This is a genomic window from Actinoplanes sp. NPDC026619, from assembly GCF_040638295.1.
Lineage (GTDB): Bacteria > Actinomycetota > Actinomycetes > Mycobacteriales > Micromonosporaceae > Actinoplanes.
On sequence record NZ_JBEZYA010000024.1, the window covers coordinates 47403 to 59625 of the forward strand.

The 12223-nt window shown below is 70.3% G+C and carries 12 protein-coding genes; 11 read left to right on the forward strand and 1 reads right to left on the reverse strand.

The features are described from left to right. Nucleotides 1-72 precede the first annotated feature (72 nt). The 9 genes from AB0E90_RS38870 (at nt 73) to AB0E90_RS38910 (ending at nt 8726) form a co-directional block, all read left to right on the forward strand. Entirely contained in the window at nt 73-1326 is a 1254-nt protein-coding gene (locus AB0E90_RS38870; protein WP_360417054.1) for an extracellular solute-binding protein, read from the forward strand. Beyond that, nucleotides 1323-2261, forward strand: coding sequence for a sugar ABC transporter permease (locus tag AB0E90_RS38875; protein WP_360417056.1), 939 nt, complete (start codon nt 1323-1325; stop codon nt 2259-2261). Before AB0E90_RS38870 ends, AB0E90_RS38875 begins: the two co-directional genes overlap by 4 nt. Continuing rightward, nucleotides 2258-3067 (forward strand): carbohydrate ABC transporter permease, encoded by an 810-nt coding sequence (locus AB0E90_RS38880; protein ID WP_360417058.1) that lies wholly within the window; start codon nt 2258-2260, stop codon nt 3065-3067. Before AB0E90_RS38875 ends, AB0E90_RS38880 begins: the two co-directional genes overlap by 4 nt. 10 nt (nt 3068-3077) lie before the next feature. Then, nucleotides 3078-4955, forward strand: coding sequence for a beta-L-arabinofuranosidase domain-containing protein (locus tag AB0E90_RS38885; protein WP_360417060.1), 1878 nt, complete (start codon nt 3078-3080; stop codon nt 4953-4955). Between the two features lie 80 nt (nt 4956-5035). Then, nucleotides 5036-6034, forward strand: coding sequence for a LacI family DNA-binding transcriptional regulator (locus AB0E90_RS38890; protein ID WP_360417062.1), 999 nt, complete (start codon nt 5036-5038; stop codon nt 6032-6034). An 88-nt stretch (nt 6035-6122) separates the two neighbouring features. Next, nucleotides 6123-6647: a hypothetical protein gene (locus tag AB0E90_RS38895; RefSeq protein WP_360417064.1), complete on the forward strand. Its 525-nt coding sequence runs from the start codon at nt 6123-6125 to the stop codon at nt 6645-6647. Between the two features lie 46 nt (nt 6648-6693). Next, nucleotides 6694-7458, forward strand: coding sequence for a class I SAM-dependent methyltransferase (locus tag AB0E90_RS38900; RefSeq protein ID WP_360417066.1), 765 nt, complete (start codon nt 6694-6696; stop codon nt 7456-7458). Nucleotides 7459-7551: 93 nt separating this feature from the next. Next, nucleotides 7552-8358, forward strand: coding sequence for a CPBP family intramembrane glutamic endopeptidase (locus AB0E90_RS38905; RefSeq protein ID WP_360417068.1), 807 nt, complete (start codon nt 7552-7554; stop codon nt 8356-8358). Nucleotides 8359-8468: 110 nt separating this feature from the next. Then, complete coding sequence (locus AB0E90_RS38910) at nt 8469-8726, forward strand: hypothetical protein (protein WP_360417070.1); 258 nt, start codon at nt 8469-8471, stop codon at nt 8724-8726. A 103-nt stretch (nt 8727-8829) separates the two neighbouring features. Here AB0E90_RS38910 and AB0E90_RS38915 read toward each other — a convergent pair whose 3' ends face one another. Continuing rightward, nucleotides 8830-10191, reverse strand: coding sequence for a hypothetical protein (locus AB0E90_RS38915; protein WP_360417072.1), 1362 nt, complete (start codon nt 10189-10191; stop codon nt 8830-8832). Nucleotides 10192-10315: 124 nt separating this feature from the next. Here AB0E90_RS38915 and AB0E90_RS38920 point away from each other — a divergent pair, with 124 nt between their 5' ends. Together AB0E90_RS38920 and AB0E90_RS38925 are read left to right on the forward strand one after the other, a co-directional pair. After that, the gene (locus AB0E90_RS38920) at nt 10316-11578 is read left to right on the forward strand and encodes a histidine kinase (protein ID WP_360417074.1); all 1263 of its coding nucleotides are present in this window, start codon (nt 10316-10318) and stop codon (nt 11576-11578) included. Further along, a complete protein-coding gene (locus AB0E90_RS38925; protein ID WP_360417076.1) occupies nt 11566-12213 on the forward strand; it encodes a response regulator transcription factor in 648 nt (215 codons plus the stop codon). The genes AB0E90_RS38920 and AB0E90_RS38925 overlap by 13 nt, the downstream gene beginning before the upstream one ends. Nucleotides 12214-12223 lie beyond the last annotated feature (10 nt).

Consider the following 12223-nt stretch of genomic DNA (forward strand, 5'->3'; position numbering starts at 1 on the left):
TAGCGTCAGGGCAATCGTTTTCCTTCCGTTGCCTCCAATGCTCGTCCTCTTCACAGCCAAGGGGTACCTGAAATGACCCTCTCCCGCCGGGGGCTGCGCGCCATCGCGGCTCTCTCTGTTGCGGCCTGCCTCGTAACCGCCTGCTCGAACTCCAGCGCCAAGGACGACACCACGACCTCCAGCGGTGGCGGCACCTACAACATCTGGGATCCGTACCCGCAGTTCGACGACTCGTCCGACTGGGTCAAGCTGCTGACCAAGTGCGGCACCGACGCCGGTGTCACGGTCAAGCGCACCGGTTACGACACCACCGACCTCACCAACAAGGCGCTGCTCGCCGCCCAGCAGGGCAATTCCCCCGACGTGCTGATCGTCGACAACCCGGTCGTCTCCACGCTCGCCGACGCCGGCGTGCTGACCACCACCGACGACACCAAGGTGGACACTTCCGCGGTCGAGCCCAACCTGCTCGCCGCCGGGCAGCTCGACAGCAAGACGTACGGCATTCCGATCGGCGCGAACACCCTGGCGCTCTACTACAACAAGAAGGTTCTGGACGCGGCGAAGGTCGACCCGGCCACGATCAAGGACTGGGCCTCGCTGACCGCCGCGCTCGAGAAGGTCAAGGCGGCCGGCAAGAAGGGCATCACGTTCTCGGCGATCGGCACCGAGGAGGGCTCGTTCCAGTTCCTGCCGTGGTTCTGGGGCTCCGGCGCGCAGCTCACCCAGCTCGACTCGGCGCAGGGCGTGGCCTCCCTCAACCTCTGGACCGACTGGCTGAAGAAGGGCTACGCGCCCAACTCGGTGCTCAACAACACCCAGACCACCAGCTGGCAGGAGTTCGCCGCCGGCAACTTCGCGTTCAGCGAGAACGGCACCTGGCAACTGGCCAATGCCAAGAAGACCGGCTTCGAGTACGGGATCATCCCGATCCCGTCGCAGGCGGGCGGCACCGCCCCGGCGCCGACGGGTGGCGAGTTCGTGACCGCGCCGGTGCAGACCGACACCAAGCGCTATGCCACCACCGCGAAGCTGATCGGCTGCCTGTCCAGCGCCGACAACGCGCTCACCACCGACACCACGCTGTCCTACGTGGCGGCCACCGACGCCGTGCAGGCCAAGCAGGTCGCGGCGAACCCGGACCTGAAGGTGTGGGTCGAGGCGGTCAAGGCCGCGAAGGGCCGCACGTCGGACAACCTCGGCACGAAGTACCCGAAGATCTCCGAGCCGCTCTGGGGCGCGTTCCAGGCCGCCCTTTCGGGTGGTAAGTCGCCCGAGGATGCGCTGAAGGCCGCGCAGACGGCGGCGGCCTCGGCTACCAAATGACGATGGATCTCATGACCCGCGCCGAGGCGGCTCCGGCTGCCTCGGCGCGGTCGGACAAGAAGAGCCGCCAGTGGGCCGCCTGGGCGTTCCTCGCCCCGGTCGTGATCTACCTGGTCGCGTTCTACGCCTATCCGCTGTACCGCAATCTGGATCTGTCGCTGCGGCACTACACGGTGCGGTCCTTCGTGCAGGGTGACGCGCCGTTCAGCGGTCTGGACAACTACCGGACCGTGGTGGAGAACGCGACGTTCTGGCCGGCGCTCCTGCACACCTTCGTGTTCACCGGGGTGTCGCTGCTGTTCCAGTTCTCCATCGGGATGGTTCTAGCTGTCTTCTTCGCCCAGAACTTCAAGTTGTCGGCGACACTTCGAGCACTCTTCCTGGTGCCCTGGCTGTTGCCGCTGATCGTGAGCGCCTCCACCTGGTCGTGGATGCTCAACAGCGATTCCGGCGTGGTCAACTTCGCCCTGCACGCCGTCGGGATCGACCCGGTCAACTGGCTCACCTCGCCGAGCTGGGCGCTCACGTCGGTGATCATCGCGAACATCTGGATCGGCATCCCGTTCAACCTGGTCGTCCTCTACAGCGGGCTGCAGGCGATCCCGTCGGAGATCTACGAGGCGGCGTCGCTCGACGGGGCCAGCGGCTGGCAGCGGTTCTGGCGGATCACGTTCCCGCTGCTGCGGCCGGTCTCGGCGATCACCCTGTTGCTCGGGCTGGTCTACACGCTCAAGGTCTTCGACATCATCTGGATCATGACGAAGGGCGGCCCGACGGACTCGTCGACCACCCTCGCCACCTGGTCGTACAAGCTCGGCTTCGGCACCCTCGTGCCGCAGTTCGGGCCGGGCGCGGCGGTCGGCAACCTTCTGATCATCATCGCGCTGATCTTCGGGCTCCTCTACATCCGCATGCAGCGCAGGCAGGCGTCATGACCCGGCACGTCAAAACTGGCATCGGCATCGTGCTGACCGCGATCATGCTGTTCCCGGTCTACTGGATGGTCAACGTGTCGTTCACTCGCGACACCGACATGCGCCATGACCCGCCGTTGCTGTTCCCTTTCCACGGCACGCTCGAGGGTTACCGGGCCGTCCTTCACCAGCAAATGCCCTATCTGGGTACGAGTCTGCTCGTCGGCCTGGGCACGGTGATCCTGACCGTCGCACTGGCCGCGCCGGCCGGTTACTCGCTGGCCAAGCTGCGGCCCCGCGGCGGCGGAGCGCTGTCGTTCGTGCTGCTCATGGCGCAGATGATTCCCGGGATCATCATGGCGATGGGGTTCTACGCCATCTACCTCAAGCTCGGCGTGCTCAACAGCGCTGCGGGTCTGGTGCTGGCGGACTCCACCATCGCGGTGCCGTTCGGTGTGTTGATCTTCACCGCATTCATGTCGGGGATTCCCACCGAGCTGATCAACGCGGCTGAAATCGACGGCGCGGGGACATTTCGGACTTTCTGGTCGGTGGTTCTGCCGGTCAGCCGCAACGCCGTCGTGACGGTTTCGTTGTTCGCGTTCCTCTGGGCATGGTCCGACTTCATCTTCGCCAGCACGCTCGACGGCGGCGGCACGCAACAGCCGATCACGCTCGGCATCTACCACTACATCGGCAACAACAACCAGCAATGGAACGCGATCATGGCCACCGCCGTCGTCGCCTCCATCCCCGCCACGCTGCTGCTCATCCTGGCTCAGCGCTACGTGGCCGCCGGCGTCACCGCCGGCGCCGTGAAAGATTGAGGAAACGCCCATGACCGGCCCCGCCGCGCCGACGCCGTCGGCACTTGCCGCCCTGCACCCGCTCCCGCTGGACGCGGTCCGGCTCGACCCGGACGGTCTGCTCGGCGGCTGGCAGCAACGCAACGTGGACGCCACGCTGCCGCACGTCATCGAGCAGTTGACCGCCTACGGCAACCTCGACAACCTGCGCCGGGTCACCGGTGACGCGGACGCCGAGTTCAAGGGCATGTGGTTCGCCGACACCGACGTCTACAAGGCCCTCGAGGCGGCCGCCTGGTCCGGCACCTTCCCGGATTTCCTCACCGACACCGCCGCGCTGCTGGAGAAGGCGCAGGAGGCCGACGGTTACCTGGATTCGTACTACCAGGTCGACCGGCACGACCAGCAGTGGTCCGACCTGGGCTTCAGCCACGAGATGTACATCGCCGGGCATCTGATCCAGGCGGCCGTCGCCGCGGCGCGAGGCGCCGCGGCTCCCCAGTTGCTCACGGTGGCACGCCGGTTCGCCGATTTGCTCGTACGCCGTTTCGGCGCCGGCGGCGAAGAGCTGATCGACGGCCATCCCGAGGTGGAGACCGCCCTCGTCGAGCTGTACCGGGTCACCGGCCACCAGCCGTACCTGGCGCTGGCCAAGCGGTTCCTCGACCTGCGTGGCCACGGGATGCTCGGCGAGGGCCGGTTCGGGCCGCGCTACTGGCAGGACCACGAGCCGCTCCGTTCCGCAACCGAGATGGCCGGGCACGCGGTGCGGCAGGTGTACCTGCTGGCCGGCGCGGTCGACGTGGCGGTGGAGACCCACGACGCCCCTCTCCTGGAAGCGGTCGAACGGCTCTGGGACTCGGCGCTGGCCACCAAGACCTATCTGACCGGCGGGCAGGGGTCACGGCACAAGGACGAAGGCTTCGGCGACCCGTACGAGCTGCCGCCGGACCGGGCCTACGCCGAGACGTGCGCGGCGATCGGCAGTTTCCAGCTCGCCTGGCGGCTGCTGCTGGCCACCGGCCGGTCCGGCTACGCCGACGAGATGGAACGGCTGCTCTACAACGGCATCGCCGCCAGCACCGCCCTCGACGGGAAGTCGTTCTTCTACTCCAACCCGCTGCAGCTGCGCACCGGGCACGACGGCTCGCACGAGGACACCCCCTCGCAGCGGCTCACCTGGTACTCCTGCGCCTGCTGCCCGCCCAACCTGGCCCGGCTGATGGCCTCGCTGCATGCGTACGCGGCGACGTCGACTTCCGCCGGGCTTCAGCTGCATCTGTACGCCGCGGGCACGGTCACCGGCGGCGGCCTGACCCTGGACGTCCGGACGTCGTATCCGTGGGACGCCACCGTGACGCTGACCGTCGTTTCGTCGGCCGACGAGCCGTCGACATTGTCGCTGCGGGTGCCCGCGTGGTGCCGTGACGCCCGTCTGACCGTCAACGGGTCGTTGATCCGGACCGGCGCACAGTCCGGATATCTGCCGATTCATCGGGTGTGGAAGGCCGGGGACGTCGTCGAGCTCACCCTCGCCATGCCGCCGCAGGTGGTGGCCGCCCACCCGCGGGTCGATGCGGTACGCGGCAGCGTCGCCCTCACCCGCGGTCCGGTCGTCTACTGCCTCGAGCACGCCGACCTGCCCCGGTCGCTGGACGGCATCGAGTTCGAGGACCTGGCGCTCGACGCCGGTGCGCCGATCGGGCTCGGCACCGGCATCGCGCCGGTGACGCTCCTGCCCACTCTTCACGCCCGTACACCCGCATCGAATTTGCCCTATCGGCCGCTCTCCCCCAGCGAAGCCGGCGGCCCGGTCGCGGCCGTGCCCGCCATCCCCTACTTCCTGTGGGCGAACCGGGAAGCCGGGCCGATGCGGGTCTGGATCCCCCTGGATGTTCCCTCCAGCTGACCTGAGGTGATCGGGCCGGGGCCGCCTGCGCGATCCCGGCCCGCCCGCCTCTTCTCGCGACGGCACGGTAGTTTGCTGGCATGACCCGGCCGCGCACCGCCACCATCCGTGACGTGGCCGCGCTCGCCGGTGTCTCGGTCGGCACCGCGTCGAAGGCGCTCAACGGGCGCGGCTCGCTGCGCGCCGACACCGTGGCCCGGGTCAAGCAGGCCGCCTCGCAGCTCGACTTCCACCCCAACCCGGCCGCCCGCAGCCTGCACGCCGGCCGCACCTTCACGGTCGGCATGATCACCACGGACACGATCGGCCGCTTCTCGATCCCGCTGCTCATCGGGGCGGAAGACACCCTCGGCGCCGGCGAGATGTCAGTGTTGCTGTGCGACGCCCGCGACGACCCGATACGCGAGCAGCACCACCTGCGCGTGCTGCTCGGCCGCCGGGTCGACGGCATCATCGTCACCGGCCGCCGGGCCGGCACCCGCGCCCCGCTCAGCACCGCCGGCGGCGTCCCGGTGGTCTACGCGTTCCTGGCCTCGGCCGCCCCCGCCGACTGCTCGGTCGTCCCCGACGAGGAGGGCGGCGCCCGGCTGGCCGTCGACCACCTGCGCACCGTCGGCCGCCGCCGGGTGGCCGTGGTGACCGGTCCCGAGCATCACCATTCCGCCCGGGTCCGCGCCCAGGCCGCCACCACCCACCTCGGCGACGCCCTCGCCGCTCCCCCGCTGCACGGCGAGTGGAGCGAGGCGTGGGGCCGCCAGGCGGCCGGTCTGCTGCTGGCCCAGAGCGTGGACTTCGACGCCGTGGTCTGCGGCAGCGACCAGATCGCCCGCGGCGTGGCCGACGCCCTGCGCGAGGCCGGCCGGCATGTCCCGCGCGACGTGGCCCTGGTCGGCTTCGACAACTGGGACGTCATCGCCCTGGCCAGCCGGCCCCCGCTGACCAGCATCGACATGGACCTGGAAGGCCTCGGCCGGGCGGCCGCCGAACTGCTGCTCAAGGCCATCGACGGCAGCCCGGCCCCGGGCCTCCACCGCCATCCCGCCAAGCTGGTGATCCGCGACTCGACGGTGTCGGCCTGAGCGGCAAGGTTCCCTGAGAGAATTCGAGCATGAACCGGGTGATCGAGGATCGGTCCCACGGGACCGAACCACAACAGGAAGGCGAGCGATGATCGCCAAGCGATTCGCCACCGTCGTGGCCGCCCTGGTGGCCGTCGTGGGCGCCGGCGCCGGCGGGACCGTCACCGCCGAGGCACGGCGCACTGAGGCCGCCGCGGTCACCCCCGGCCGCTCGGTCGTCGGCCGGACCGCCGCTCGCGCCGTGGGCTCGACTCAGACCGGCTCGACTCAGACCGGCTTGACTCAGACCGGCTTGACTCAGACCGGCTTGACTCAGACCGGCATGACTCAGACCGGCATGACGAACGTGCCGGCCGCCTTCGCGTTGCCGCCCGGCAGCAACGTGACTCGCCTCTCCGACCAGGAATCCGGGGCGTCGTTCGTTCTGACCGCACCCGACTCGCAGACCGTGCTGGCGTTCTACCGGCGTCAGCTGGCACTCGGCAGTTTCACGATCATCGGCGACCGGACCGAGCACGATGCGACCAGCCTGGCGTTCCGCGACGCCGGCGGCTGGGCGGGCGCGATCTTCGCCACCGCGCACCAGGTGGCAGTCGCCCTCAAACGCGCCTGAACGGGAAGCAGCGTCCGCCGGCCCGGACCGGTATATGTTGATCGTCGTGGATGCGGCGATCGAGACCGTCACCGAGGCCAACCGCGCCGGCTGGAACCTGATCGCCCAGCGCCGGTCCGGCATCTCCATCGAGCGTCACCGGCGGGGCGAGGTGTGCCTCGAGGATTTCGAGCGGGAACTGGCCGGCGACGTGACCGGACGCCGCGTCCTGCAGCTGGCCTGCTCCTACGGCGACGAGGTGCTCTCGTGGGCCACCCTCGGCGCGACCGCCATCGGGGCGGACATCTCCGATGTCGCCGTCGAGACCGCCCGGGGGCGCGCCGCCGAGGCGGGCATCGCGGCCGACTTCCGCCGCGCCGACATGTTCGACCTGCCCGCCGACCTGGTCGACCTCGACCTGATCTACCTCAGCTGGGGTGCGATCTGCTGGGTGCCGGATCTCGCGGTCTTCGCCGGCATCGTCGCCGCGCGGCTACAACCGGGCGGGTCGGTCCTTCTGTGCGACCACCATCCGGCCTGGGAGGTGCTGGCCGTTCGCGAGGAAGGCCGGCTGGCGGTGGCCGGCGATTACTTCGGGCGCGACCGGCCCAACGCCGACCAGGACGACACCAAGCGGCCGACCGGCGCGCGCGGCGAGGCGCTGTCGGTATTCGTGTGGCCGATCAGCGATGTCGTGATGGCGCTGATCAACGCCGGCCTGCGGCTGGACGCGTTCGTCGAGGGGGCGGCGCCCGCTCTCTACGCCGGGCTGGGTGACGACGCGGGCGCGCTGCCCGCCTACTACGTCATCAAGGCCACGAAACCCGGCTAGGTTTCGTCAGGCCACCCGTGGCTGTCAGCGGTCTTCCCGTCGTGTCAGGGGCGTGGCAGGGCCGTGACTGACCGGACGCCGAGTCTTTGCGGCATGACCGACACGCTGATCCCCGCCGCCACCGTCAAGACCTCCCGCCTGGGCCGCTTCACCGAGCTTCTGCTTGACCGCCACTCCCTCAGGCTGTCGATCGCTCTGCACCTCGTGCCCGGCATCCTGATCGTCGCCGCCTACCTGCTGCTCGCCGAACCCCTCGTCACCGCCATCGGTTACCCGATCTTCCTGGCCTGGGCGATCGCCCTGGTCATGGTGCTCGTGCCGGTCCTGATCGGCCTGCTCTGGCTCGGCCGCGAACGCAACGGCCGACTCTCACTGCGCGGCGTGGTCGCCTACCGGGAGAAACCGATCCCACGCGGGAAGATCGTCGCCCTGATCGCCGGCCTCATCGTCTGGATGACCGTCGTTTCGCTCGCGCTCACCCCGCTCGACAACGTCATCTTCGACAGATTCTTCACCTGGATCCCCTTCGAAGGCGCCGGCGGCAGCGCCACCACCTACCTCGACGGCTACCCCCACTCACTGCTGGTCATCACCATGCTGATCAGCCTCCCGCTGACCGGCTTCGCCCTCCCGCTGATCGAGGAGCTCTACTTCCGCGGCTTCCTGCTGCCCCGCATCGCCCACCTCGGCGCCAAGGCGCCCGTGCTCAGCGCCGTCCTGTTCGCGATCTACCACTTCTGGGCACCGTGGACCGCCGTCTCGAAGGTGATCTTCATGCTCCCGGCGATCTGGCTGGTCTGGCGCAAGCGCGACCTCCGGATCTCGATCGGCATGCACGCCGGCACGACCCTGCTCATGGCCACCATCGGCACCCTCGCCCTGGCCCTCGGCCTCGTCTGACCGGAAGCCGTCGGACCGTCTGCTTCAGACGGTCCGACGGCAAGGAGATCGTGTGGAGGTTTCGTGCACGGCCTTCCGTGAGTGGTGAACGCGAGTGCAAGATCCTCGCCATGGACTTCCAGTGGAATCCGGTCGATCAGCCGACCGAGCCGTCCGCGACGGCGGCGTGGAGCGGGCGCGGCTTGCTCCACGCCGCCAGTCCGACCGTATTGTTCGTGCAGCTATGGCAGGACTGGCGAGCCGAATCGGGAACAGGACTCGCGTACTTCGCCGAGCCGCCCACCACGCCGACGCCCATCACGACAGCCTCGGGCGACCTCGGACATCCGAAACGGGAGGTGGGCGACGGCTGGTGGTGGGTGGCATAAAGCCACAGCCCGGCGACCCGCCACTATCGACTCGAGCCCGGGTTCGTTCTGACCGGGCCGGCGAGGACAGTTTCGGGCCGTCCTCGCCGGCGTCATCCGGGGATCAGCTGAGCAGCTTGGTGACGAACAGGTCGGTCTGGCCGTTGGTGTCGCCGGCGGTCAGGTTGGTCGCGCCCGACCCGTACGAAATAATCTTGCCGTTCGGGGTGATGTTCGGGTTGACGCTGCTGCCGTTGCCCTGCGCGCCGTTGGTGCGGCGGCTGACCAGCGTGGTCGTGCCGGTCTGCAGGTCCTTGCGGAAGATGTCCTCTACGCCGTTGGTGTCGCCCGCGGCGAAGTTCGTGGCGGCGCTGTGGAAGACCACGTAACGGCCGTTCGCGGTGATGGCCGGGCCGCCGCTGTAGCCGTCGCCCGGTGCACCGTCGGTGGACGTGCTGACCAGCCGGGTCGTGCCGGCCACCAGGTCGCGGACGAACACGTCGTCGGCGCCGTTGGTGTCATCGGGCACCAGGGTGCTGTCCTCGGACCAGAAGGTCACCCGGCCGTTGTCGCTCACCTCGCCACCGCGGCTGTCGCCGGTGACCTCGTGGCCGTCCTCGGCGACGCTGGCGCGGACGGTCGTGCCGGCCACCAGGTCGCGGACGTAGACGTCGCCCACCCCGTTGGTGTCGCCGGGGGCCAGGTCGGCGGAGTACGACAGGAAGGCGACGTAGCGGCCGTTGCCGCTGATGGACGGACCGTAGCCGCGCGACTCGGTCGCCGTGCCGTCGGGCGCCACGCTGACCGGGCTGAGCTGGTCGGTTGTCCGGTCGTAGAGCAGGACGTTGCCGCCGACGACGCCGGGAAGCAGGTTGGTCGCGTACGTCTGGAAGACGACGTACCGCCCGTCGGCGCTGATCGACGGGTTGTAGTTGTCGCCGTCGCTCGGCGTACCGTCCGGGGTCTCGCTGATCCGGTTGAGCGTTCCGGTCTGCCGGTCGAGCAGGTAGACGTCGTAGCCGATCTCCGGCCGCGGGCCGGGCACGAGGTTGGACGAGTACGAGATGAACGTGACGTACCGCCCGTCCGCGCTGATCTGCGGGGAGTCGCTGGAGCCGTTGCCCTGCTCCCCCGTGGCGGAGAGGCTGAGCCGCGTCGTGACGTTGGTCTGCCGGTCGCGTAGGAAGACGTCGCCGTTGTCGTTCGTGTCGCCGGGCACCAGCGTGGACGCGTTTGAGTCGAAGACCACGTAACGGCCGTCGGCGCTCAGCTTGCCGGAGATGGCCTGAGCGTCCCCCTGCGCGCCGGCGCTCGAGACGCTGACCCGCTCGGTCCGCGCGGATGGCGCCGCGGCGGCGGCCGGCCCGGCGACTTGCGCCGCCACGGCCAGGCCTGCGACGACCACGGTAGCCGCGGTTCCGGTACGGCGTAGTGAAGGTCCGAAATTCATGTATTCCCCCATGTCGATCACCTTGACAGCGATCATGTTTACACGCCGGACACAAGCCGTGCTGCCCCGCCGCGGCTGACCTGGGGGTATGGCTACCACTACCCGAAGAGTATTGCTGGCGTGCTGGTTGGGCCGGTCCGCGGTCGCCTAGCTTGTGGGCATGACGCTTCTCCGGGCCGTGCGGCACCCTCGCTACCTGGCGACGGCGTGGCCCTGGCGGGCGCTGGCCTATGCGTCGACCACGGCATTTGCCGTCGCCCTGATCTGGCTCGCGCTGGCCGCTCCGGTGGCCGCGCTGACCGCCGCCGGCCGGGCGGCCCGCGCCGGTGGCACCGTGCCTCTGCTGGCGGCGACCGGGTTGGGTCTTCTCGGCCTGGGGCTGCTCGCGCTGGGCGGGCCGCGGGTGGCGGTCGCCATGGCCGGCTTCGAGCGCGGGCGGCTGCGGCTGGCCGACTCCGCGCCGGTGCCGGCGCCGGCGTCTCGCCGGGCGGGCCACTGGACTGACGTGGTCACCTGGCGGGCGGTCGCCTATGCCGTGCTGCTGGCGCTGATCGCGCCGGTGTGGCTGGGCGTTCTCGCCGCGGCCGGCCTGCTCGTGGCCGGCACCCCGATCGCGATGCACCACCGGCTGGTGACGGCCGATTCGGCGGCCAACGTGCTCGGGCGGCTCGCGCTTGGCCTCGTGCTGATCCCGGTGCTGCTCTACCTGGGCGGGGTCCTCGGCGGCGCGCATGCCGCGCTGGCCCGGCTGCTGCTGGCCGGCGAGCCCGACCCGGCCGTTGCCGAGCTGGCCGAGGTGACCCGCTCGCGGGCCCGGCTGGCCGACGCGTTCGAGGCCGAGCGTCACCGCATCGAGCGCGACCTGCACGACGTCGCCCAGCAGCGGCTGGTCAGCCTGACCATGCAGCTCGGCCTGGCCCGGCACGAACTGGACCGGCACGAACTGAGCGGCGACTCGCCCGCGGCGCAGGCGGTGGCCGCCGCCCACCAGCAGGCCAAGACCTTGATGGTCGAGCTGCGCGAGCTGGTCCGCGGCATCAGTCCACGCACGCTGCGGGAGCTGGGCCTGCGCGACGCGATCGAGGAGCTCGCAGCGGCCGGTCCGCTGCCGATGCGGGTGACGGCCGCTCCGGGCCGGTTCCCGCCCGCTGTCGAGACGGTCGCCTTCGCCGTGGTGTCCGAGGCCGTCGCCAACGTGTCCAAGCATGCGGGCGCGACCGAGTGCCGGGTCGTCGTCCGGCGCGACGGCCGGCTGCTCACCGCCGAGGTGCGCGACGACGGCGGGGGCGGAGCCGATCCGGCGGGCGGGTCCGGGCTGACCGGCCTCGCCGACCGGGCCGCGGCGGCCGGCGGCCGGTTGCTGCTGTCCAGCCCGGTCGGCGGCCCGACGATCGTCCGGGTGGAGCTGCCATGCGGGTCGTGATCGCCGAGGATTCGGTGCTGCTGCGCGAGGGCCTGACCGGCCTGCTGCCCCGGTTCGGCTTCGAGATCGTCGCCGCGGTCGGCGACGCGCCGGCGCTGCTGGCCGCGGTCGACGAGACCGAGCCCGACCTGGTCGTCACCGACGTGCGCATGCCGCCCGGCTTCACCGACGAGGGGCTGCGCGCGGCGGTAGCCCTGCGCGCCGCCCGCCCCGGCCTGCCGGTGGTGGCGCTCAGCCAGTTCGTCCAGCACAGCTATGCCGGTGAGCTGCTCGCCTCGGGCGCCGGCCGGGCGATCGGCTACCTGCTCAAGGACCGCATCGCCGACATCGCCGAGTTCGCCGACCTGCTGCGCCGGGTGGTCGCCGGCGCCACGGTCGTCGACCCCGAGGTGGTCCGCCAGCTGATGCTGCGCGGCCACGACCCGCTCGGGCAGTTGTCGCCGCGAGAGCAGCAGGTGCTCGCGCTGGTCGCCGAGGGCCACTCCAACGCGGCGATCGCCCGGACGCTCGCGCTGACCGAGGCCGGCGTGGGCAAGCACATCGGCAGCGTGCTGGCCAAGCTCGACCTGCCGGTCAGCGACGACACCAACCGGCGGGTCCTGGCCGTCCTCACCTACCTGCGCGGCCAGCAGTAACCCCTGGAAA

Excerpts from the sequence above, each read along its gene's own strand:
- AB0E90_RS38905 (WP_360417068.1), top strand. The coding sequence starts at position 7,552 with ATGACCGACACGCTGATCCCCGCCGCCACCGTCAAGACCTCCCGCCTG.
- AB0E90_RS38870 (WP_360417054.1), top strand. The coding sequence starts at position 73 with ATGACCCTCTCCCGCCGGGGGCTGCGCGCCATCGCGGCTCTCTCTGTT.
- AB0E90_RS38875 (WP_360417056.1), top strand. The coding sequence starts at position 1,323 with ATGACGATGGATCTCATGACCCGCGCCGAGGCGGCTCCGGCTGCCTCG.
- AB0E90_RS38910 (WP_360417070.1), top strand. The coding sequence starts at position 8,469 with ATGGACTTCCAGTGGAATCCGGTCGATCAGCCGACCGAGCCGTCCGCG.
- AB0E90_RS38885 (WP_360417060.1), top strand. The coding sequence starts at position 3,078 with ATGACCGGCCCCGCCGCGCCGACGCCGTCGGCACTTGCCGCCCTGCAC.
- AB0E90_RS38880 (WP_360417058.1), top strand. The coding sequence starts at position 2,258 with ATGACCCGGCACGTCAAAACTGGCATCGGCATCGTGCTGACCGCGATC.
- AB0E90_RS38915 (WP_360417072.1), bottom strand. The coding sequence starts at position 10,191 with ATGATCGCTGTCAAGGTGATCGACATGGGGGAATACATGAATTTCGGA.
- AB0E90_RS38895 (WP_360417064.1), top strand. The coding sequence starts at position 6,123 with ATGATCGCCAAGCGATTCGCCACCGTCGTGGCCGCCCTGGTGGCCGTC.
- AB0E90_RS38920 (WP_360417074.1), top strand. The coding sequence starts at position 10,316 with ATGACGCTTCTCCGGGCCGTGCGGCACCCTCGCTACCTGGCGACGGCG.
- AB0E90_RS38925 (WP_360417076.1), top strand. The coding sequence starts at position 11,566 with ATGCGGGTCGTGATCGCCGAGGATTCGGTGCTGCTGCGCGAGGGCCTG.
- AB0E90_RS38890 (WP_360417062.1), top strand. The coding sequence starts at position 5,036 with ATGACCCGGCCGCGCACCGCCACCATCCGTGACGTGGCCGCGCTCGCC.